The 18,801-nt window shown below is 63.1% G+C and carries 22 protein-coding genes; 6 read left to right on the forward strand and 16 right to left on the reverse strand.

Annotation, left to right across the window (positions count from 1 at the left end; translation table 11 throughout):
* Positions 1 to 200 precede the first annotated feature (200 nt).
* Positions 201 to 701, forward strand: coding sequence for an SRPBCC domain-containing protein (locus tag AB5Y54_RS13370; RefSeq protein WP_010673967.1), 501 nt, complete (start codon positions 201 to 203; stop codon positions 699 to 701).
* Positions 702 to 773: 72 nt separating this feature from the next.
* On the opposite strand, the gene AB5Y54_RS13375 is transcribed toward AB5Y54_RS13370, so the two are convergent.
* Together AB5Y54_RS13375 and AB5Y54_RS13380 are read right to left on the reverse strand one after the other, a co-directional pair.
* Positions 774 to 1,280, reverse strand: coding sequence for a GNAT family N-acetyltransferase (locus AB5Y54_RS13375; RefSeq protein WP_010673966.1), 507 nt, complete (start codon positions 1,278 to 1,280; stop codon positions 774 to 776).
* 152 nt (positions 1,281 to 1,432) lie between these two features.
* Positions 1,433 to 2,623: a GNAT family N-acetyltransferase gene (locus AB5Y54_RS13380; RefSeq protein WP_319904725.1), complete on the reverse strand. Its 1,191-nt coding sequence runs from the start codon at positions 2,621 to 2,623 to the stop codon at positions 1,433 to 1,435.
* 261 nt (positions 2,624 to 2,884) lie between these two features.
* On the opposite strand from AB5Y54_RS13380, the gene AB5Y54_RS13385 reads away from it, so the two are divergent.
* The 3 genes from AB5Y54_RS13385 (at position 2,885) to AB5Y54_RS13395 (ending at position 5,200) form a co-directional block, all read left to right on the forward strand.
* Complete coding sequence (locus AB5Y54_RS13385) at positions 2,885 to 3,703, forward strand: DUF3100 domain-containing protein (protein ID WP_368153902.1); 819 nt, start codon at positions 2,885 to 2,887, stop codon at positions 3,701 to 3,703.
* Positions 3,700 to 3,930 (forward strand): hypothetical protein, encoded by a 231-nt coding sequence (locus tag AB5Y54_RS13390; RefSeq protein WP_368153903.1) that lies wholly within the window; start codon positions 3,700 to 3,702, stop codon positions 3,928 to 3,930. The genes AB5Y54_RS13385 and AB5Y54_RS13390 overlap by 4 nt, the downstream gene beginning before the upstream one ends.
* An 88-nt stretch (positions 3,931 to 4,018) precedes the next feature.
* On the forward strand, positions 4,019 to 5,200 hold the full coding sequence (locus AB5Y54_RS13395; protein ID WP_368153904.1) for a M20 family metallopeptidase: 1,182 nt from the start codon (positions 4,019 to 4,021) through the stop codon (positions 5,198 to 5,200).
* 66 nt (positions 5,201 to 5,266) lie between these two features.
* Here the strand turns inward: AB5Y54_RS13395 and AB5Y54_RS13400 are convergent, their stop codons facing one another.
* The 5 genes from AB5Y54_RS13400 to AB5Y54_RS13420 form a co-directional block, all read right to left on the reverse strand.
* Positions 5,267 to 5,905 (reverse strand): LysR substrate-binding domain-containing protein, encoded by a 639-nt coding sequence (locus tag AB5Y54_RS13400; protein ID WP_254052365.1) that lies wholly within the window; start codon positions 5,903 to 5,905, stop codon positions 5,267 to 5,269.
* A complete protein-coding gene (locus AB5Y54_RS13405; RefSeq protein WP_254052366.1) occupies positions 5,860 to 6,228 on the reverse strand; it encodes a LysR family transcriptional regulator in 369 nt (122 codons plus the stop codon). Before AB5Y54_RS13405 ends, AB5Y54_RS13400 begins: the two co-directional genes overlap by 46 nt.
* The gene (gene pdxH / locus AB5Y54_RS13410; protein WP_010673959.1) at positions 6,228 to 6,866 is read right to left on the reverse strand and encodes a pyridoxamine 5'-phosphate oxidase; all 639 of its coding nucleotides are present in this window, start codon (positions 6,864 to 6,866) and stop codon (positions 6,228 to 6,230) included. Before pdxH ends, AB5Y54_RS13405 begins: the two co-directional genes overlap by 1 nt.
* Positions 6,867 to 7,023: 157 nt before the next feature.
* The gene (locus AB5Y54_RS13415; RefSeq protein ID WP_039039894.1) at positions 7,024 to 7,347 is read right to left on the reverse strand and encodes a hypothetical protein; all 324 of its coding nucleotides are present in this window, start codon (positions 7,345 to 7,347) and stop codon (positions 7,024 to 7,026) included.
* Positions 7,344 to 9,311 carry a reprolysin-like metallopeptidase gene (locus tag AB5Y54_RS13420; protein ID WP_368153905.1) on the reverse strand — a complete coding sequence of 656 codons (1,968 nt, stop codon included), beginning with the start codon at positions 9,309 to 9,311 and terminating at the stop codon, positions 7,344 to 7,346. Before AB5Y54_RS13420 ends, AB5Y54_RS13415 begins: the two co-directional genes overlap by 4 nt.
* Positions 9,312 to 9,522: 211 nt before the next feature.
* Between AB5Y54_RS13420 and AB5Y54_RS13425 the strand changes: the two genes are divergently transcribed.
* Positions 9,523 to 10,734: an RsmB/NOP family class I SAM-dependent RNA methyltransferase gene (locus AB5Y54_RS13425; protein WP_010673956.1), complete on the forward strand. Its 1,212-nt coding sequence runs from the start codon at positions 9,523 to 9,525 to the stop codon at positions 10,732 to 10,734.
* Positions 10,735 to 10,806: 72 nt separating this feature from the next.
* Here the strand turns inward: AB5Y54_RS13425 and AB5Y54_RS13430 are convergent, their stop codons facing one another.
* Complete coding sequence (locus AB5Y54_RS13430) at positions 10,807 to 11,151, reverse strand: Grx4 family monothiol glutaredoxin (protein ID WP_010673955.1); 345 nt, start codon at positions 11,149 to 11,151, stop codon at positions 10,807 to 10,809.
* Positions 11,152 to 11,438: 287 nt separating this feature from the next.
* Here AB5Y54_RS13430 and sodB point away from each other — a divergent pair, with 287 nt between their 5' ends.
* Positions 11,439 to 12,023 carry a superoxide dismutase [Fe] gene (gene sodB / locus AB5Y54_RS13435; RefSeq protein ID WP_010673954.1) on the forward strand — a complete coding sequence of 195 codons (585 nt, stop codon included), beginning with the start codon at positions 11,439 to 11,441 and terminating at the stop codon, positions 12,021 to 12,023.
* Positions 12,024 to 12,133: 110 nt separating this feature from the next.
* On the opposite strand, the gene AB5Y54_RS13440 is transcribed toward sodB, so the two are convergent.
* The 8 genes from AB5Y54_RS13440 to AB5Y54_RS13475 form a co-directional block, all read right to left on the reverse strand.
* On the reverse strand, positions 12,134 to 12,946 hold the full coding sequence (locus AB5Y54_RS13440; RefSeq protein WP_029314176.1) for a VacJ family lipoprotein: 813 nt from the start codon (positions 12,944 to 12,946) through the stop codon (positions 12,134 to 12,136).
* Between the two features lie 77 nt (positions 12,947 to 13,023).
* On the reverse strand, positions 13,024 to 14,286 hold the full coding sequence (ccmI, locus tag AB5Y54_RS13445) for a c-type cytochrome biogenesis protein CcmI (protein WP_161469822.1): 1,263 nt from the start codon (positions 14,284 to 14,286) through the stop codon (positions 13,024 to 13,026).
* Complete coding sequence (locus tag AB5Y54_RS13450; RefSeq protein WP_039039897.1) at positions 14,283 to 14,765, reverse strand: cytochrome c-type biogenesis protein; 483 nt, start codon at positions 14,763 to 14,765, stop codon at positions 14,283 to 14,285. Before AB5Y54_RS13450 ends, ccmI begins: the two co-directional genes overlap by 4 nt.
* 10 nt (positions 14,766 to 14,775) lie before the next feature.
* Positions 14,776 to 15,306 (reverse strand): DsbE family thiol:disulfide interchange protein, encoded by a 531-nt coding sequence (locus AB5Y54_RS13455; protein WP_103243522.1) that lies wholly within the window; start codon positions 15,304 to 15,306, stop codon positions 14,776 to 14,778.
* Positions 15,303 to 17,258 carry a heme lyase CcmF/NrfE family subunit gene (locus tag AB5Y54_RS13460; protein WP_109112098.1) on the reverse strand — a complete coding sequence of 652 codons (1,956 nt, stop codon included), beginning with the start codon at positions 17,256 to 17,258 and terminating at the stop codon, positions 15,303 to 15,305. The genes AB5Y54_RS13455 and AB5Y54_RS13460 overlap by 4 nt, the downstream gene beginning before the upstream one ends.
* 79 nt (positions 17,259 to 17,337) lie before the next feature.
* Positions 17,338 to 17,829, reverse strand: a complete 492-nt coding sequence (ccmE, locus tag AB5Y54_RS13465) for a cytochrome c maturation protein CcmE (RefSeq protein WP_052815847.1) — start codon at positions 17,827 to 17,829, stop codon at positions 17,338 to 17,340.
* The gene (ccmD, locus tag AB5Y54_RS13470) at positions 17,826 to 18,032 is read right to left on the reverse strand and encodes a heme exporter protein CcmD (protein WP_039039901.1); all 207 of its coding nucleotides are present in this window, start codon (positions 18,030 to 18,032) and stop codon (positions 17,826 to 17,828) included. Before ccmD ends, ccmE begins: the two co-directional genes overlap by 4 nt.
* Before the next feature lie 2 nt (positions 18,033 to 18,034).
* On the reverse strand, positions 18,035 to 18,775 hold the full coding sequence (locus AB5Y54_RS13475; RefSeq protein WP_010673946.1) for a heme ABC transporter permease: 741 nt from the start codon (positions 18,773 to 18,775) through the stop codon (positions 18,035 to 18,037).
* Positions 18,776 to 18,801: the final 26 nt, after the last annotated feature.

Raw genomic sequence — 18,801 nt, forward strand, 5'->3', positions numbered from 1 at the left:
TAACACGGTAGGGGTACCGTTTTGTTATCCGGTTTGAAGCCGTATGACCACTCCCTTTTGTGGGCAACTGTCAGGTGAATACCATCTCCATACAGACCCTCTTGAATACGTAACCGTGTGACACAGGGCTGCCTATTTTATCGCCTCAGGGGCTATACTGCCGAGGTCCCGTCCATGACTGGTTTGAGGTTCACTGATTTATGGATAACAAGCAAATTGAAGGCAGTATTCTGGTACCCGCCCACATTGACGATGTCTGGCGGGCCTGGACCACGGAGAGCGGGCTGCGCAGTTTTCTGGCGCCGGAGTGCCTCATGGTCCCGGAACCCAACGGACCGTTCGAGATCTATTTCAGACCCGATGCTCCCCTCGGCGAGCGTGGCAGCGAAGGGTGCCGGGTGATGGCGGTCATGCCCCATGATCTGCTCAGCTTCAGCTGGAATTTCCCTCCCCAGTTTCCCCACATTCGTCAGCAGAAGACCCAGGTCAGCCTGCGCTTCGTGCCGGAGGGCCAAGGCACCCGGCTCCACTTCCTGCAGACCGGCTGGGCGCAGGATCCAGACTGGGACCAGGGTTATGCCTACTTCCGGGAGGAGTGGCTGGAACTGAGTCTGCCAAGGCTTCAGTACCGTTTCACCCACGGCCCCATCGACTGGAACAACCCGCCGGGCAAGCAGCAGCTGAAATCCCTGGCCCAGTGACGTCCATTCAAGCGATGGGCATGGCACGAAAAAGGACCCGCTCAGGGTCCTTTTTCATGGATGGGCAGGCGGTCACTCCACCGGCTCTTCATCGAACAGGGGGTGATAGAGCACCTCGCCCCTTACCCCGTCGAGCCCGCCGGGTTGCAACTCCATCGCCATGAAACACTCCGTCGGCACCTCGTAGATGCAGTGCAGGCCGAAGTCGCTGGCAGGCCGAAAGCCGAAACGGGCGTAGTAGGCGGGATCCCCGAGTACCACCACCGCCTTCCAGTCCATCTCCAGTGCCGTGTCCAGCCCTTCCCGCACCAGATCCGAGCCAATGCCCTGTCCCTGCCAGTCGGGATGCACGGCCACGGGTGCCAGTCCCAACCAGGGCCCTTCCTGTCCCTCAATGGTGATCGGGCTCAGCATCAGGTGCCCCATGAACTCGTACTCTTCCTCCTCGACCATGGTGACCACGGCGGCCCCACATTCTCGCAGGCGGTTGACCAGTTCGGCCTCGTCGGGACGACCAAAGGCGGCACTCACCAGCTCATAGACTGGCAGCATGTCGCCGGGACGCTCGGTTCTCAACATACAGCGTTACTCCTCGTACAGCAGGGCGGCCATTATTCCACAGAAGTGGGGCGCCACTTCACTGCCTTTGTCTGAAAATGGGAGGACGGACTCAGGAAAACGCCTGACAAACCCCGCACCAGGCTTCGCGATGACCGCCCTTGCGCAAGCCATCAGCGTCCGTCGTCAGGCTGTCGCAATCGCCGCAGATAGGCGAGGCCCAGATCCCCGCACTCCTTGAGCAGGGCGCCACCACCATGGGCCTGCACCCCGGGCGCCTCTGGCGCCAGCATGGCCAGGGGATAGCGCCGCACCGTCAGCCCGCTGAGTGTCTGCTCGCCCTCTGTCGTCTCCCCCGCCATGAAGAGCGCCACCCCCTCACCGTGCAGTATGGCCACGACCACCTCCTCGTCATCCAGCCAGGGGGCCAGCGCCTCTTTGCGTGCATCCGTCAGGCGCGCCGGGCGATCCAGCCGCCAGTGATCGAGCTCGAGGGCGCCATCGGCCGGATCTGGCCGACGCCCGTCATGGTGCATGCCAGTCTTTTCCATCACCCGGCCTGAGGCGAGGTTGCCCGGCATGTGGCGGGCGGTGAGGGCAGGCAGGTGCCACTGCTCGAAGGCAAACGCCCTGACCAGGCTCGCGGCCCGGGTGGCCAGCCCCCTGTTCTGCCAGGGCACGCCGACCCACCATGCCAGCTCCCCGTGCCAGTGCAGGGAGAGAGAGCCGACCAGGGGAGCGGGCTCGTCTTCACGCCCCTGGGGCAGAGTCAGGGCCCAGGTGCATCCCAGCCCGAGAGCAGCCTTGCGCCCGCTCAGGGCAAGCCAGTCCCGCGCCGCCTCCGGCGAATAGGGGTGGGGGATGTTGAGGGTATAGCGGGCGAGGGCCGCATCCGAACAATAACGCAGGATGGCGCTCTCATCGCCGGGCAGCAGGGGGCGCAGCACCAGCGCGTCCTGCCCGCCAGGCTCGCGCAGCACCGGGGTCATCAGGCGGCGGGCAAGCAGGCGTTGCAGGGCAACCCCGAGGTCGTCATCGGCACCGAGGCGGTGATCCGCCCCCACGGGCCCCAGGGTGAGCAAGCCGCTCTCTCTGGCCAGGGTCAGCAGGGAGCCGGAGGCAGCGATCAGGATCTGCCGGTCCGGCTGTGTCGCCATCAGCGGGGAGGCGGCCTCACCCAGCCAGGCGGCAAGCAGGTCGCGGGCACGGAGAATGCCATCTGGCGGGCTGACCGACCAGGGTGCCATCTCCCTCGTCTCCCCTTTGCCAAGCAGCAGCCACCAGCGGTTTCCCCGGTGCTGCCAGGCCTGCAACGCCGCTTGCCAGGAGGGGCGCCAGAGCGCACCCTCGATCAACAGATCCATTCCTTCCCCCACATCCGCCCCCCGTATCAGGCACCGGGTGCCCGGGCGGCACCACACTCCTGTCTGAGGCAGCATAAGCAGCTACCAATGAGTTGTTAAACCATATGTTTACCATGGTTAAACGGCATACCCCATGAAAAAATGCCATATGGCTGACTTGATGGCGGTCACATTCCTTCCCCTCCTCGCTTCCTATCATGCCCCCATCATGGCGCGACCAAAGACGCCCATGAAGGACAACGGATAACAAGAGAACACACTATGCAGCCAACCAGCCCACTCAAAACGGTAGTAGTCAGTACCCTGGCGACCGCCCTGCTGATCTTCGTGGCCCAATCCCTCATCGGGAAGCAGGAGATCAGACTCGGCATCGCCATCATCCCCATCCTGCCCATGCTCTTTGCCGTCATCATCGGCATGATCGTCTCCGTCAAGCCCGTCAAGGATCGCATTCCCGGCTGGAAGAGACTCTTCACCGAGCGAGAAGAGGGCTTCTGCGGCAAGATGGTGGGTTTCAGCCTGCTGATCCTCGGGACCCAGTATGCGGGGATGATCATCCCCAACCTCAAGATGATCCTGAGCGTCGGCGTACCGCTCTTCCTGCAGGAGATAGGCAACCTCCTGCCCATCCTCATCGCCATTCCGCTGGCGGTGAAATTCGGCTTTGGCCGCCGCGCCATCGGGGCCTGCTCCTCCATCAGCCGTGAACCCTCGGTCGCGGTGATCCAGGGCAAGTTCGGCACCGGCTCCCAGGAGTACATCGGCGTGCTCGCCATCTACCTGTGCGGCTCCGTCATCGGCACCCTCTGGTTCAGCGTGCTCGGCAGCATTGCCCCCCTCACGGGGCTGCACCCCCTGGCCCTGGCCGCCGGTTCCGGCGTGGGATCCGGCTCCATGCTGAGCGCCGCCTCCGGTGCCCTCATCAACGGCCTCGATGAGGCGATGGCCCAGCAGGTGCTCAGCATCGCCGCCGCCTCGAACCTGCTCTCGTCGGCCCTGGGAGCGCTCTCCCTCACCTATCTGGGTCTGCCGCTCGCTGAAAAAATCTATGCCCTGACCGCCAAAGGAGAGAAAGCATGAAAAGCATCGTGATGGATATGCGCTTCGTCTTCCTGGCGATCCTGCTGGCCATGTTCACCCAGACCCTGACCTCGGGCCTGCCGCTGTGGCAGATGGGGGACAGCTTCGTCGCCATGTCCCTGGTGGTGTTCGCCTCCCTGGTGACCAAGCGCTATCTGCCCTCCTCCCTGCCGGCCTCTCCGTCGGCGGTCAGCTCGAAGAACTCAAGAAGATGTCGTGGAAAGTGATCCTCATCTTCATGATCGTCTCCACCTGCTGCTTCTTTGGCGCCTCCCTGGTTGCCCAGCTCGGTTTCTCCATTCAAGGGATCATCTGATGAACCACTACCATATCGAACCTGACCTGTTGGCCCTGCGCGACTTCAGCTACGAAGTGCGCCACCACCTGCACCGCATCCCGGAATACTCCGGGGCCGAGTTCAAGACCTCTGCCTACTGCCGTGGGTTGATGGAAGAGTTCGGCTACAGGATCACCCTGTATCCCGGCTTCACTGGTTTTCACGGGGATCTGGCGGTCGACCCCACCCTGCCCACCATTGCCTTTCGTGCCGACATGGATGGCCTGGAGATGCACGACATGAGCGAGGTGGCGTTCAAATCCACCCATGAGGGGATGGCCCACAACTGCGGCCACGACTCCCACATGGCGATCGCTCTGACCGCCGCCAGGTTTCTGGCCGCCAACCGCGATCGCCTGCGGTACAACGTCCGCTTCATCTTCCAGATGGCGGAAGAGGACATGCGCGCCCCCGGTGCCGAAAAGATGGTAGAGCTTGGCTGCATGAAGGGGGTGGACGAGGTCTATGCCCTGCACAACGACGGCGCTATGGAGACGGGCACCATCAAGTTCAACCAGGGGGTCATGTCCTCCTGGGGGTCGGCCTGGACGCTTGATGTGCACGGCATCTCCGCCCACGGCTCCACCCCCCACAAGGGGCTGGATGCCATCCGGGAGGCGGTGCGGATCATCGAGGACATGGACTACATCGTCGCCAAGCGCACCAGCCCGTTCAGCCCGGCGGTCTTTGGTTGCGGCATGATCAACGGCGGCACCATTCCCAACGCCATCGCCGATCATGTGCAGGCCCGTGGCACCATCCGCGCCATGGATGCCGAAACCGACCAGATCCTGAAAAACAGCTTCAGGGACATCATCGCCCAGAGCGAGCTGCGCGGCTTCAAGACCACCATGGTCCATGCCGGCTACCCGGCGGTGGAGAACCACCCCCAGGCCTGCGAGCGCCTGCAACAAGCCGCCTCGAATGTGTTGTCCAGCGACGGGATCAACGCAAAGGGCCAGCCCATGACCGGCAGCGAGGACTTCAGCTACATGATCAACGCCACGCCAAGCCGCATGGGGGCCATGTTCTTCCTCGGCAGCGGCAATCAGGCCAAGGGGATCTGCAACTACCTGCACGCGAACCCCTATTACCTGGACGACGACTGCCTGCTGGTGGGAGCCCAGATCTTCGTCAATCTGGCGACCCGAGCCGCCTGAGGGGTCAGTACAAGGGGATAGCAATGCAAAGAGAGGCCGACGGCCTCTCTTTTTTATGTCTCGGCGTCAGAGCCAGGGCAGAGTTGCAGACGGAGCGGGCGTTCCCTGGTTGAGCAGCGCCAGCTGCACCGTCTCCCGGCTCACATGGGGGGCATAGAGGTGGATGAAGTCGTACATGTAGTCCCGCAGGTGGGCGTGCCTGCGCAGGCACACATGGGCCACGCTCGAGGCGATCAGATGATCGATGTTGAGGCAGACCAGGCTCTCCCTGTCCCCTTCGTCGAACGCCGAGGTGGCGATCACCCCGACCCCCATCCCCAGGCGCACATAGTGCTTGATGATGTCGCTGTCGGTGGCCGTCAGCACGATGCGGGGGCTGAGGCCATGGCGACCGAACGCCTTGTCCATCTTGGAGCGGCCGGTGAAACCGAACACATAGGTGATGAGGGGATACCGGGCCAGATCCGCCATGGCCAGCGGCTGGCAGTCCAGCAGCGGATGGCCGTGGGGCACCACCACGCTGCGCCCCCAGCGATAGCAGGGCACGGTCGCCAGCTCGTCGAACAGGTGCATGGACTCGGTGGCGATGGCCATCTCCACATCCCCGTTTTGCGCCATCTGCGCCAGTTGGGCAGGGGCTCCCTGATGCAGCTGGATGCTCACCTCGGGGTAGCGGCGGGAGAATTCGGTAATGACCGCCGGCACAGCTTGTAGCGGGCCATGGTGTGGGTGGTGGCGATGCGCAGCACCCCGCTGGTGGCCAGCTGATCCCCGAGGGAAAGCTGACCAATCTGCTCCACCTGGGCCACCACTCCCCTGGCCAGCTCCATCACCTGCTCCCCCATGGGGGTCAGGCCCGCCAGGTTCTTGCCCTTGCGGGTAAACAGCGCCAGCCCCAGCTCCTCTTCCAGCATCTTCATCTGCTTGCTGAGGGTCGGCTGGGAGGTATAGAGCTTCTCCGCCGTCGCCGAGATGTTGAAGTTGTTCTTCACTATCTCGGTGAAGTTCTTGAGCCGGGCGATGTTCATCAGGGCGCCAGGCGCTCGATGTGCCAGCCGTCCCCCTCGCGGGTGTAATAGAAACGATCGTGCAGACGATGCTCCCCGCCCTGCCAGAACTCGACGGTGTCGATGCGCACCCGGAAACCACCCCAGAAGCTCGGCAGCGGCACCTCGCCATTGGCAAACTTCTGCTTGAGTTCGAGGAACTTGGCCTCCAGCACGCCACGGGCCGAGATGCGGGTCGACTGTTTGGAGACCCAGGCGGCGATCTGGCTATCCTTGGGACGGCTGTGGAAATACTTCATCACCTCGAAGGTGCTCATCTTCTCCACCCGACCGGTCACGTGTACCTGTCTGTCCAGGGTGTGCCAGGGGAAGAGCAGGCTGATACGGGGGTTGCCCTCCAGCTGATGCGCCTTGCGGCTGCCCATGTTGGTGTAGAACACCATGCCTTCGGCATCGTAGTGCTTGAGCAGCACGGTGCGCTGCCAGGGCTGGCCATCGGCATCCACGGTGCCCACCACCATGGCGGTGGGATCGGTCAGTTTGGCCTCGCACGCCTGGGCCAGCCACTTCTCGAACAGGGCGAGGGGTTCGGCCGGCAGATCGGCCCGGTGCAGTCCACCCCTGGTGTATTCGCGACGCAGATCAGCCACATCCATCATCTTGATTTTCCTTCTCTCTTTCTCTGCCGCCCGTGCGGCGATGGGTGCAGGCATTGTGCGACGAGCGCGCCATGGGTACAAGCCTCGGGGCGGCCAAATGGCGGAGCAAAAAGAGAGGGAGGCTCATGCCTCCCTCTTTATGCCGATGGCCGTCAGCCTACTGCTTGCCGTCAACCGGCGGGCAATGGGCCAGCATGCGCCGGTTGTAGTCCGCCGCATAGGCGCTCAGCCTGGCATGGGCCTCCTTCTGATCCGGCTTGATGACATCCCCGAATCCGTCGAGATAGCGCACGCCGCAGCGGGCCTTGGCCGCCGCCTGCTGATCCGCCGCGATCCCGGGCGCCACCTCGCCGCGCCCGGCCCGCACGATCAGCCGGTAATCCTGCCTGGCGAGGCTGGCGCTGACCGCCTGATCCAGGGTGTCTGCATCGGCCTGACAACCGCCGAGCAGGGTGAGCAGCAGCACCCCTGCCAGTCTCATGCCCGCCTCCGCTGCCAGCCCAGCAACGCCAGGGCCAGGGTCCAGAAGCCGAGGGCACCACCGCCACCGCTTCCCCCCTCTTCACCGCGCTGGGTGACCGAGAGCTTGAGGGGACTGATGGCGAAGAAGATGTTGTCGCTGCACGCCACCTTCAAGCGGGCAGTGCCGTCCTGGCCCGCCGGGATGGTGACGCTCGCCGAGCCCGAGTTGGGTTTGCCGCTGGCAAGGGGAGTCCAGTTTGCCCCCTCGTCCCGGGTCATGAAGAGATCCACCTTGCTGCAGTTGATGGGGGCTGCATTGGAGCCAGCCACTTCCCAACTGATGGTCTGCGTCTTGCCCGCCCCCAGGGGGGTCACCACCGGGCTGGTCAGGGCAAAGGCCTTGCCGGTGTTGACCACCTGGATCTTCATGTCATCGCTGGCGACACCGCCCTTGCCGTCCCGCGCCGTGAGGCGGAAGTTCAGGTCCCGGTTGGTGGCAGGCCAGGCCTCCCCTATTGCCAGGGTGTTGGTGAGCAGGGAGGTGAGACTCGGCAGGGTGCGCTCCGGCACGCTGGTCGGCGCCACGAAACGGAACAGCGGGCGGCTGCCGTCGTCCACCATGGTGGCCGGGCTGCTCGACTCCGTCCCCAGATCGATCTGCTCCCAGGTGTAATTCAGCGGATCGCCGTCAAGATCGGCCCCCGCCCCCTTGAGCACGAAGGGGGTGTTGGCGGGAATGACGTAGTCATTGCCTGCCGCCACCTGGGGCGCATTGTTGACCAGCGCCAACGGGGTGCCGCAATTTGGCTCCGTGGCCATGTGGGCCCGCATCTGCTCGATGGACTTGCTGTGGAAATAGGGCTCGCTGTGGGGCTGCAGATCTTCGTCTCCGCAGATCCCCGCATAGGCCATGATGGAGCTGCCGCTGCCCGGCTCCCAGGCCTGGCTTGCCTCCCGGTTGCCGCCACCACAGCTGCCTGTGGTGCCGTTGAAAGTGTGCTCTGCCCCGAACTGGTGACCAATCTCGTGGGCCACGTAGTCGATGAAGAAGGCATCCCCCACCGGCTTGGAGGAGCCCGTCATCCCCGCCGATTTTTCGTCGGTACAGAGTACGCCCAGTCCCGCCAGGCCACCGCCACCGGTATTGACCACATGGCCGATGTCGAAGGCCCCCAGACCCTTGGTCAGGGCATCGGCCTGCACCTGCATGTTGGCATCGATATCGCCGTCATCATTGTTGAAGGGATCGTTCGCCACGTCGGTGAAGATGATGGTGTCGTTGCCGCTGGCCAGCTGGAATTCGGCCGCCACGTCACGCTGGTAGACCTCGTTGACCCGGTTGAGCAGGGTGGTGATGGCGCCAAGACCCGCCTCCACGGTGCCACCGTGATACTGGGTGTACTCCCCCGCCGCCGAGATGGCGATGACATAGCGCTTGCGCTCGTTGCCATCCACCAGCACCTGGCGGGCCAGCTTTTTGGCCTCGCCCCCGATCACCTTGTCCGCCTCTTCTTCCAGCCGGCTGTGAGCATCCTGCTGGTAATAGACGGCATAGCCTTCCCCATTGCGAAGGGGATCGACGAACACCATTTTCCCTTCATGGCTGAACATGGCGTGGAATCCCTGGGGACCGAGATCGAAGCGCCCGGTCTCGCCCAGCGCCACTTCGTTATGCCCCTTGAAAGCCAGGATATCGGGATATTTGGCAGCCAGATCCGCTGGCAGCAGATCATAGGGTTGCAGGCTGAAGGTCACCTCCTTGCCATCCGGCAGGGGCAGGGTCAGGCGGCGCTCGCCCCCCTTCAGGGCAGCCAGGTAATCGGTGGAGACGGTGACGATGCGATACTGGCTGGCCCTCACCTCGTACCCGTCGGCGGCGGTGGCCCGCGCCGTGACCGTATGCCACTCGCCGGCCATCAGGTTGCCGGACGTCATCAGACCCGCCACCAGCACCGCCAGCGGAGAATATTTCATCAACTGCATCTTTTTAATTCCTTTTTAAACGGATTCACCTGAACTGCCACGGCATCATTTGCCCGCTGGTCCGATTAGTCCAGCAACATCCTCTGTACATTCCCCGAATGGGGAAGGTTGCACCAATGCAGACTAGCCCCTATCATGGCGCGGATTTGTCCGTTCCAGAACCCCTCTTCGACGGGGCCGGTTCACTCTTTCTTTGGCCAAGGTTAATCTCATGCTCAAGTCCCCACTGTTGCCCCGTTTCGGGGATCTGGTCGTTGCCATCGTTGACGATGTGCTGGGTCAGGGTCTTACCCTCGACCGCGCCTATGCACGTCACTTCTCCGGCATCGAACTCAAACCCCAAGAACAGGCAAGGATTGCCCTGGTCACCGGCGATCTGCTGCGCCGCCTTAGCCTCTACTGCTTCCTCACCGGCATCCAGGTCCGTCAGGCGGAGAAGAATGTCTGGCCGCTGCTGCACAGCTGGCACGCCTTCCACAAGATAGATCAGCCCAACCACCCGACCCTGGATCGCTTCAACGAGGAGGCGTTCCGCCGCCGCCTGACCGAGGCCAAGAAGAACCCCGTGCTGATGGACGGCTGCCCTGCCTGGCTGGAAAAACTCGGCAGCGAGCAACTGGGCGACGCCTGGCCGGCCGAGCGTGCCGCCCTGGCCTGGATGCCCAAGCGTTACCTGCGGGTCAACACCCTCAAGTGCACCCGGGACGAGCTGCAAGCCATGCTGGCCAAAGAGCATGTCACCACAGTGCCCGTCGACGGAGTGGAGACCGCCCTGCAAGTGACCTCGGACGCCGCCCTGTTCCGTACCCAGGCCTTTGCCGACGGCTGCTTCGAGCAGCAGGATGCCGGCTCCCAGCTGGTGGCCGCGGCCCTCGACGTCAAGCCCGGCATGCGGGTCATCGACGCCTGTGCCGGTGCCGGCGGCAAGACCCTGCACCTGGCCGCCATGATGCAGGGCAAGGGCCGTCTGCTGGCCATGGACGTGGAAGAGTGGAAACTGGAGAACCTCAAGCAGCGCGCCCGCCGCGCCGGTGCCCACAACGTGGAGACCCGGGTCATCACCAGCAGCAAGACCGTCAAGCGCCTTAAAGAAAGCGCCGATCGCGTGCTGCTGGACGTCCCCTGCTCCGGCCTTGGCGTGCTCAAGCGCAACCCGGATGCCAAGTGGCGCGACACCGCCGAGCGCCTGCCGGTGCTGGTCGCCCTGCAAGAGGAGATCCTGCAGCGCTACAGCCAGATGGTGAAGGTGGGCGGCCTGCTGGTCTACGCCACCTGCTCCATCCTGCCCGAGGAGAACCGCCAGCAGGTGGACAAGTTCCTCGCCGCCAACGAGCACTTCCGCCTGATCGGCGATCACAACGTCAGCCCGGCAGAGACCGGCTTCGACGGCTTCTACATGGCGCGCCTCGAACGCATCGCCTGATGTCTGTCGTGGGCACAAAGAAAAGGGGAGCCAGTGGCTCCCCTTTTTGCATTGCATGGTATGGATGCGGCCTTACTCGGCAGCAGCGTCATCCTGCTTGTGCTTGGCGGCAGTTTCCTTGATCAGGGTCTGCAGCTCGCCGGCTTGGAACATCTCGATCATGATGTCGCAACCACCGACCAGCTCGCCCTCGACCCACAGCTGCGGGAAGGTGGGCCAGTTGGCGAATTTCGGCAGCTCGGCGCGGATGTCCGGGTTCTGCAGGATGTCGACATAGGCGAAAGGCTCGCCGCAGGACATCAGGGCCTGGGAGGCCTGAGCAGAGAAACCGCAGCTGGGCAGCTTGGGGGATCCCTTCATGTAGAGGATGATGGGATTCTCAGCCAACTGCTGTTTGATCTTTTCAATAGTTTCCATAAATGCCTCACTGGAGCGATTTCGGCGGCCATTCTACTGCAATCCGGGCAGACCACAAACTGGCAAACCGTTGCGAATGAAAGAAGTCATGCATCAATACGCCGCAGCTTGATCCGGATCATGGCAAGAATCAAGGGTTGTTCGCCCATCTTTGATACTGCTACAATCGACGGGCTTTGGGCCGTCTGGCCCCCTCATTTCAAGAACAATTCTTTTCAAGATAGAAAAGAGTACGCAATGTCTTGCAACCGTCGCCTTCGCACGGACCAGCCAATGGAGAGTAGAAAATGGCTTTCGAACTTCCCGCTCTGCCCTATGCAATCAATGCTCTGGAACCGCACATCTCCCAGGAAACCCTGGAATACCACCATGGCAAGCACCACAACACCTACGTGGTCAACCTGAACAACCTGGTGCCGGGTACCGAGTTTGAAGGCAAGTCTCTGGAAGAGATCATCAAGACCTCCACTGGTGGCGTCTTCAACAACGCTGCCCAGATCTGGAACCACACCTTCTACTGGCACTGCCTCTCCCCGAACGGCGGTGGCGAGCCCACTGGCGCCCTGGCCGATGCCATCACCAAGGCCTTCGGCTCCTTCGCCGAGTTCAAGGATGCGTTCACCAAGTCTGCCATCGGCAACTTCGGCTCCAGCTGGACCTGGCTGGTGAAAAAGGCTGACGGCTCCCTGGCCATCGTCAACACCTCCAACGCCGGTTGCCCGCTGACCGAAGCCGGTACCACCCCGCTGCTGACCGTCGACCTGTGGGAACACGCCTACTACATCGATTTCCGCAACCTGCGTCCGAAGTACATGGAAACCTTCTGGGCCTTGGTCAACTGGGAATTCGTGGCCAAGAACCTGGCTGCCTGATAAGCCTTTCTTGCCAAAACGCCCCGCACTTGCGGGGCGTTTTTTTATGGTCGAATACCTGCCATCGACAACAAAGGCGCCCGCAGGCGCCTTGTGGAAGATGACCGTGCTTACTGGTCTATCTCGTCCATGTAATCGTCGAGGTTGCCATCATCCGCCGCCTCTGGCTTCTGCTCCTGGAGCTCGGGTTTGCGACCCGTCACCTTGCCATCGTTGTACTGCAAGTAGAAGTCCTTGGTCAGGGCGTAAGGATCCAGCGCGTTGTCGATGATGCGCTCCTGATCGATCAGCTTGGAGCGGGTACCGAGGCCATCCAGCGCCCAGTGCACTACCTTCAGCGGGAAGGTCAGCAGGGCATAGGGGAAGTAGATGGTATCGATGGTATCCCCAACCAGTTGCCGGGTGGTGGTGGGACCGTAGACCGGCACCATCAGATAGGCGCCATCCCCGATGTCGGCCTTGCCGAGCACGGTGTCCATCTCCAGTGTGTTGCGAGCCAGGCCCGCATGCTTGGCCACGTCGAACAGACCGAGCAGGCCCACTGTGGTGTTGAGGGTGAAGCGGCCCAGGTTGGTACCGGCCCCTTTCAGATCACCCACCAGCAGGTGGTTTACCATGCTGCTCGGCTCGTCGAAGTTGTCCACGAAATTCTCGATGCTGTCCCTCACTCCTTGCGGGACATAGCGGGCATAGCCGTGTACCACGGGGCGCGCCACATAGGGCTCCAGCACGTCATAGTTGACGGCCCACATGGCACGGTTGGGCCCCTGGAAGGGGTCGCGAGGATCGCTGGCCGTGCTGGATGCCCCGGGGCGGCTCGGGGTCTCGCCGAGATCCAGGCTCTCCGGGCCCGGCTTGGGAGGGCCGCCCGCACAGCCCGCGAGCAGCAATGCCACCGCCAATGCTCCTGAACGCAGATACATATGAAAGTCCTAAGATTTTTTGGGTATTGATATGAATTATACAGGGGGCCCACCCCAAGGGGTGGGCCAAAAGCGTATTAGAGGGCGTGATCGATGCGGATGTCAATCGGCGCTGTGGGGATGGTGCTGGTCGGCACGGTGACAGAAACCCCTTCAAAGGCGCCTTCCTTGTTCATGACGTTGCCACCCTGGGAGAGGCGCGCCTTGAACTGCAGCTCGGCATGGGCCGCCAGCTTGCTCCCCTCCATCATGGCATCCCCGTCCCCCAGGGAGAGGGTGAGCGGGAGATGCGGGCCAGCAATGCGCTTGACCGCGATGGGCATGGGCGGACCGTTGGGGATCACCGCAAAGACGAACAGATGGGCATCTTCCGGCATCTTGATGCCCGGCGCCAGGGTGATGTGCAGGGGGAACTCCCCCTCTTTCACCGCCAGCACCTCGGCTTGTGCCTGGCCTTCGGCAGACGGGGTAGTCACGGCGATGCCACGCTGGCCAAGCTGCTGCCTGGCGTACTCCATGGAGCGCTCCACCATGGTGTAGCGGGCCGAGCCCGGCTCCAGCAGCGGCAACATCCCCTGCCAGCGGTCGAGGGCGGTCTGGAAATCCTCTTTTTGCAGGGCCATGAAGGCGTGGACGGAGCGGGCCTCGATGTTGGCCGGGTCCTCGGCAATGACCGCCTGCAACAGCTGATCCGCACGGGCTTCCTCCCCCGTCATCATCAGGGCCTGGGCATAGGGCACCGCCACCATGGCCTTCTGGGGCGCGAGGGCGTAAGCACGCTCCAGCGCCTCGCGGGCCATCTCGGGATCATTGCCATCCAGGGTCAGGCGCCCCAGCAGCAGCCAGCCGCGATAGTCGTTCGGTTCTTCTTTCAGCCGGGTTCGCAGGGCCAGGGTGAAGTCCAGCAGATCCTGCTCGGTCACCCGGGTGTCGCGCTCCACCAGGATGCGATTGCTGAGCTCGCCCAACCGGCTGCTGGCATCCTGCCAGCGGCTCACCTCCTGCCAGGCGCCGAGCTTGGCGTAGAGGCCGATGCTCACCACCGCCAGCACCAGCACACCGGGGATCCAGATCAGGCTCTTGCCGCCACGGGCGGTCTGCTCCACGTCGGGAATGTCGTCCAGGAGGCTGCGCTGCAGCTCCACCAGGGATTCCGGCTCCTCTGCCAGTATCCCCTGCTCCCGCTCTTCCCCTATCTCCAGCAGGCGCTGGCGATAGAGCTGCTTGTTGAGGGCCGAGCGACTGATGCTCTGCCGGCCCTCACCGCGCCACAGCGGCACGATCAGCGCCAGGCTCGCCAGCACCAGCAGGGCCGCACCCAGTATCCAGAATGGGGTCATGGTTTCTCTTCCTCTTTGAGCAGGGCGGACAGCCTGGCCTGCTCTTCTGCACTCAGGGTACCTTCAGGCTGTTGCAAGGGAGCAGGGGCATGGCGGCGGCTTCGCACCACCACGGTGACGACGCCAATCACGATGACCAGCAAGGGGCCAAGCCAGAGGATCAGGGTCGAGGCCATCAGGGGGGGATCATAGAGAATGAAGTTGCCGTAGCGGGCCACCATGTAGTCCACCACTTCCTGCTTCTCCTTGCCCTCGCGCACCATCTGGTAGGTCTTGTCCCGCAGATCCTTGGCGAGCCCGGCGTTGGAATCCGCGATGTCCTGGTTCTGGCACTTGGGGCAGCGCAGTTCCTTAGTCAGCTCGCGAAAGGTCTGCTCCTGGGCGTCGCTCTCGAAGGTGTAGACATCGATGGCGGCGCGGGCCTGTCCGGCACAGACGAGACCGGCCAGCAGCAACAGGGATGCAATCAGTGTTTTCATCGGGGAGACCTCACTTCATGGCATCGAAGATGGGTTTGAGGGTACTGGCCCAGACGTCTGGGTTGATGTCCCCCACGTGGCGATAGCGGATGATGCCCTGGCTGTCGATGAAGAAGGTCTCGGGCGCGCCATAGACACCGAGATCCAGCCCCAGCATGCCGTCCGGATCGTAGAGGTTGACCTGGTAGGGATTGCCAAGCTCCGCCAGCCACTTGATGGCCTTGTCACGCTCGTCCTTGTAGTTCATGCCGACGATGTAGATCCCCTGCCCCGCCAGCTCCTTGAGGTAGGTGTGTTCCCCGTAACAGGTCGGGCACCAGGTGGCCCAGACGTTGAGCAGCATGGGGCGCCCCTTGAGGATACTCCTGTCGTGCTGCTTGCCCAGGTCATAGATGTCCTGCAGGGTAAACACGGGCACCTCCTTGTCCACCATCACGGATTCGAGCTTGGTGGGATCGGAGTAGAGCCCCTTGAACAGAAACACGGCCCCCATCAGGAAGATGATGAAGGGCAGCAGATAGAGCCAGGTCTTCTTGTTCATGCCTTGGCCTCCTCGTCACGACGTCCGAAGCGGTAGCGCTTGTCCAGCATGGCCAGCACGCCGCCGAGGGCCATGAAGACGCCGCCGAACCAGATCCAGCGCACGAAGGGCTTGTAGTAGATCCGTACCGCCCAGGCGCCGTTGTCGAGCTGCTCGCCGAGCGCCGCATAGAGATCCCGGGTAACACCCGCATCGATGGCCGCCTCGGTCATCGGCATGCGGCTCACGGTGTACATCCGCTTCTCGGGTTTGAGCAGGGCTACCTGCTTGCCATCCCGGTGCACTTCCAGCACGCCCTTGAAACCGTCGTAGTTGGGGCCGTTCTTCTCCTTGATGCCGGTGAAGACGAACTCGTAATCGGCGAACTGGACGCGATCGCCGGCCTGCATCCGCAGGTCCTTCTCGATGCTGTAGTTCTGGGTGCAGGCGATGCCGATGATGCTGACCGCGAGCCCCACGTGCCCCAGGATCATGGCCCAGTGGCTGTTGCCAAGCTTGCGCACGCCGGTGGCAAAACCGTGTTTGTGGGTGGCCCGCGCCCAGGTCTCCTGCACGCTGGTGACGATGATCCAGACGCCAAGGCCGATACCGAGCGCAGCCCAGGGTTTGAACGCCTCGGCAAAGAGTTTGGGCAACAGCAGAGCCGCGGCCAGGCTCAGCACCAGGGCGAGCATCACCTTGCCCTTGAGCTCACCGAGATCCTGGCGGCGCCAGCGGAACAGGGGGCCCACCCCCAGCAGCAGGGCGAAGGGGATGATGAGCCAGCTGTAGATGTGGTTGAAGAAGGGGGTGCCGATGGAGATGCTGCCAAGCCCCAGCTCCTTGTGCACCAGGGGCAACAGGGTGCCGAGCAGCACGGTGAGCAGGCCCGCCACCAGCAGGATGTTGTTGCCAAGGAGCAGGGTCTCGCGGCTCCACAGCTCATGCTTGCCGTGGCTCTTCACCTGGGAGCCCTTGAAGGCGAACAGCAGCAGGGAGCTGCCTATCACCGCCAGCAGGAAGCCCAGGATGAACAGACCCCGGGTCGGGTCCGAGGCAAACGCATGGACCGACACCAGCACGCCGGAACGCACCAGGAAGGTGCCGAGCAGGCTCAGGGAGAAGGCCGAGAGCGCCAGCAGCACGGTCCAGGCCTTGAAGGTGGCGCGCTTCTCGCTCACCGCGAGGGAGTGGAGCAGGGCCGTGCCCGCCAGCCAGGGCATGAAGGAGGCGTTTTCCACCGGGTCCCAGAACCACCAGCCGCCCCAGCCGAGTTCGTAATAGGCCCACCAGGAACCGAGCACGATGCCCAGCGTCAGGAAGACCCAAGCCGCCATGGTCCAGGGACGGGACCAGCGCGCCCAGGTGGCGTCCAGACGCCCCGTCATCAGGGAGGCGATGGCGAAGGCGAAGGCCACCGAGAAGCCCACGTAGCCCATGTAGAGCATGGGGGGGTGGAAGATGAGACCGGGATCCTGCAGCAGCGGATTGAGATCCCGCCCGTCCACCGGGAAATACGGCAGGGTGCGGGTGAAAGGATCCGAGGTGAACAGCACAAAAGCGGTGAAGCCCACCGAGATAAGGCCGAGCACCCCGAGTACCCGCGCCACCGCATCGAGCGGCAGGCGACGGCTGAAGAGGGCTACCGCCGCCGTCCAGCCCCCCAGGGTCAGCACCCAGAGCAGCAGCGAGCCTTCATGGGCTCCCCACACCGCCGAGATGCGGTATTGCAGGGGCAGCAGGCTGTTGGAGTTGGTGGCCACGTACTGCACGGTGAAGTCGTTGTCGATAAAGGCCCAGGTGAGGCAGATAAACGACAGCAGCAGCAGCAGGAACTGGCTGTAGGCGAGCGGGCGGGCCGCCGACATCATGCCAAGACGACCGAGATGGGCCCCGATCAGCGGGTAACTGCCCAGCAGCAGGGCGGTGGCGAAGGCCAGGATCAGTGAGAACTGCCCTAATTCCGGGATCATTGACTATTCCCTCTCGATTGCACGGAGAAACCTGCCGATTTGGCGGTATAAAGAAGTGAATTCTTGGCGCATACCGGCATCATTGCTTGGCTCCCTGCAACTGTGCCTCTGTGTATTCGGGCTTGAAGTGCATGCCGTTGGTGGCGTCGGCCACTTCCGGCGGCATGTAGTTCTCGTCGTGCTTGGCCAGCACCTCGAAGGCGGCGACCGTGGTGGCATCCTTGAGGGTGCCCTGGGCGACGATCCCCTGCCCTTCCCGGAAGAGATCCGGCAGGATGCCGTCAAACTCCACCGTCACCAGATGGCCGCCATTGTCCACCAGCTTGAAGGCTACCTTGAGGCTCTGGGGATCCCGCACCACAGACCCCGGCACCACCAGGCCACCGATGCGCAGGCGCTGCCCCTCCTCGGGCTTGATCTTCTCCGGCCCCTTCCCTTCCACCAGCTCGCTCGGGGTGTAGAAGAGGTCGATGTTCTGGCTCAGGGCATAGAGCACCAGGCCAGTCACGCTGACAAGGCCCAGGCTGATGGCCAGGATGATGGTGAGGCGTTTCTTGCGGCGCGGGTTCATAGGGTGTTCTCCATCTGCTGGGCCGCCTTGCGGCGTGCCTCCCGAGCCTGCTTGTTGCGCAGTTCGCCGAGCAGGCTGCGGGTCTTCAATCGGGTGGAAATGACGATGCCGACCAGGCAGAGCAGGGTCAGACCGAAGGAGAGCCAGACGTAGAAGGCATAGCCTCCCATGGCCATGAAATCACTGAACGAGGCAAAGTGCATGCTTACTTCTCCTGCCTGGCGATGTCGGCGACCCAGGGGCGGTGCCACTCCCGCATCAGCAGCTCATTGCGAAAACGCATCAGGGTCAGGGCACCGAGAAACGCGGCGAACGCCAGGATCATGATGAGCAGCGGCCACAGCATCTCGGGGGAGATGGAGGGTTTGTCAAACTTGGTGATGGTGGCCCCCTGGTGCAGGGTGTTCCACCACTCCACCGAGTAGTGGATGATGGGCAGGTTGATCACCCCGACCAGCGCCAGGATGCCGGCGGCGCGGCCCGCCACCACCTTGTCGCTGAAGGCGTTGTAGAGGGCGATGACACCCAGATAGAGGAACAGCAGGATGAGCTCGGAGGTGAGCCGGGCATCCCACACCCACCAGGTGCCCCACATGGGTTTGCCCCAGGCGGCGCCGGTAAAGAGGGCAATGAAGGTGAAGACGGCCCCCACCGGGGCGATGGCCGCCACCGTCATGTCTGCCATGCGCAGTTGCCACACCAGGCCAATGAAGGCGGCCACCGCCATGGTGGAGTAGGCGCCCATGGAGAGGATGGCGGAAGGCACATGGATATAGATGATCCTGAAAGAGTCGCCCTGCTGGTAATCGGCGGGTGCAAAAGCCAGCCCCCAGACGGTGCCGATGATGAAGGCAAGCAGGCTTGTCACGGCAAACCAGGGCAGCAGGGTGCCGGCCAGCCCATAGGCGCGCTCGGGTTTGGCATAAGGGTGCAACCATTTCCACATAGCTCACGAAACCTTTCAGTTATTAA

This window comes from Aeromonas sp. s9 (assembly GCF_040907765.1).
GTDB classification, from domain to species: domain Bacteria; phylum Pseudomonadota; class Gammaproteobacteria; order Enterobacterales; family Aeromonadaceae; genus Aeromonas; species Aeromonas caviae.

Coding starts and splice junctions, on each gene's coding strand:
- AB5Y54_RS13370 (WP_010673967.1), top strand. CDS start 201: ATGGATAACAAGCAAATTGAAGGCAGTATTCTGGTACCCGCCCACATT.
- AB5Y54_RS13375 (WP_010673966.1), bottom strand. CDS start 1,280: ATGTTGAGAACCGAGCGTCCCGGCGACATGCTGCCAGTCTATGAGCTG.
- AB5Y54_RS13380 (WP_319904725.1), bottom strand. CDS start 2,623: ATGGATCTGTTGATCGAGGGTGCGCTCTGGCGCCCCTCCTGGCAAGCG.
- AB5Y54_RS13385 (WP_368153902.1), top strand. CDS start 2,885: ATGCAGCCAACCAGCCCACTCAAAACGGTAGTAGTCAGTACCCTGGCG.
- AB5Y54_RS13390 (WP_368153903.1), top strand. CDS start 3,700: ATGAAAAGCATCGTGATGGATATGCGCTTCGTCTTCCTGGCGATCCTG.
- AB5Y54_RS13395 (WP_368153904.1), top strand. CDS start 4,019: ATGAACCACTACCATATCGAACCTGACCTGTTGGCCCTGCGCGACTTC.
- AB5Y54_RS13405 (WP_254052366.1), bottom strand. CDS start 6,228: ATGAACATCGCCCGGCTCAAGAACTTCACCGAGATAGTGAAGAACAAC.
- pdxH (WP_010673959.1), bottom strand. CDS start 6,866: ATGATGGATGTGGCTGATCTGCGTCGCGAATACACCAGGGGTGGACTG.
- AB5Y54_RS13415 (WP_039039894.1), bottom strand. CDS start 7,347: ATGAGACTGGCAGGGGTGCTGCTGCTCACCCTGCTCGGCGGTTGTCAG.
- AB5Y54_RS13420 (WP_368153905.1), bottom strand. CDS start 9,311: ATGCAGTTGATGAAATATTCTCCGCTGGCGGTGCTGGTGGCGGGTCTG.
- AB5Y54_RS13425 (WP_010673956.1), top strand. CDS start 9,523: ATGCTCAAGTCCCCACTGTTGCCCCGTTTCGGGGATCTGGTCGTTGCC.
- AB5Y54_RS13430 (WP_010673955.1), bottom strand. CDS start 11,151: ATGGAAACTATTGAAAAGATCAAACAGCAGTTGGCTGAGAATCCCATC.
- sodB (WP_010673954.1), top strand. CDS start 11,439: ATGGCTTTCGAACTTCCCGCTCTGCCCTATGCAATCAATGCTCTGGAA.
- AB5Y54_RS13440 (WP_029314176.1), bottom strand. CDS start 12,946: ATGTATCTGCGTTCAGGAGCATTGGCGGTGGCATTGCTGCTCGCGGGC.
- ccmI (WP_161469822.1), bottom strand. CDS start 14,286: ATGACCCCATTCTGGATACTGGGTGCGGCCCTGCTGGTGCTGGCGAGC.
- AB5Y54_RS13450 (WP_039039897.1), bottom strand. CDS start 14,765: ATGAAAACACTGATTGCATCCCTGTTGCTGCTGGCCGGTCTCGTCTGT.
- AB5Y54_RS13455 (WP_103243522.1), bottom strand. CDS start 15,306: ATGAACAAGAAGACCTGGCTCTATCTGCTGCCCTTCATCATCTTCCTG.
- AB5Y54_RS13460 (WP_109112098.1), bottom strand. CDS start 17,258: ATGATCCCGGAATTAGGGCAGTTCTCACTGATCCTGGCCTTCGCCACC.
- ccmE (WP_052815847.1), bottom strand. CDS start 17,829: ATGAACCCGCGCCGCAAGAAACGCCTCACCATCATCCTGGCCATCAGC.
- ccmD (WP_039039901.1), bottom strand. CDS start 18,032: ATGCACTTTGCCTCGTTCAGTGATTTCATGGCCATGGGAGGCTATGCC.
- AB5Y54_RS13475 (WP_010673946.1), bottom strand. CDS start 18,775: ATGTGGAAATGGTTGCACCCTTATGCCAAACCCGAGCGCGCCTATGGG.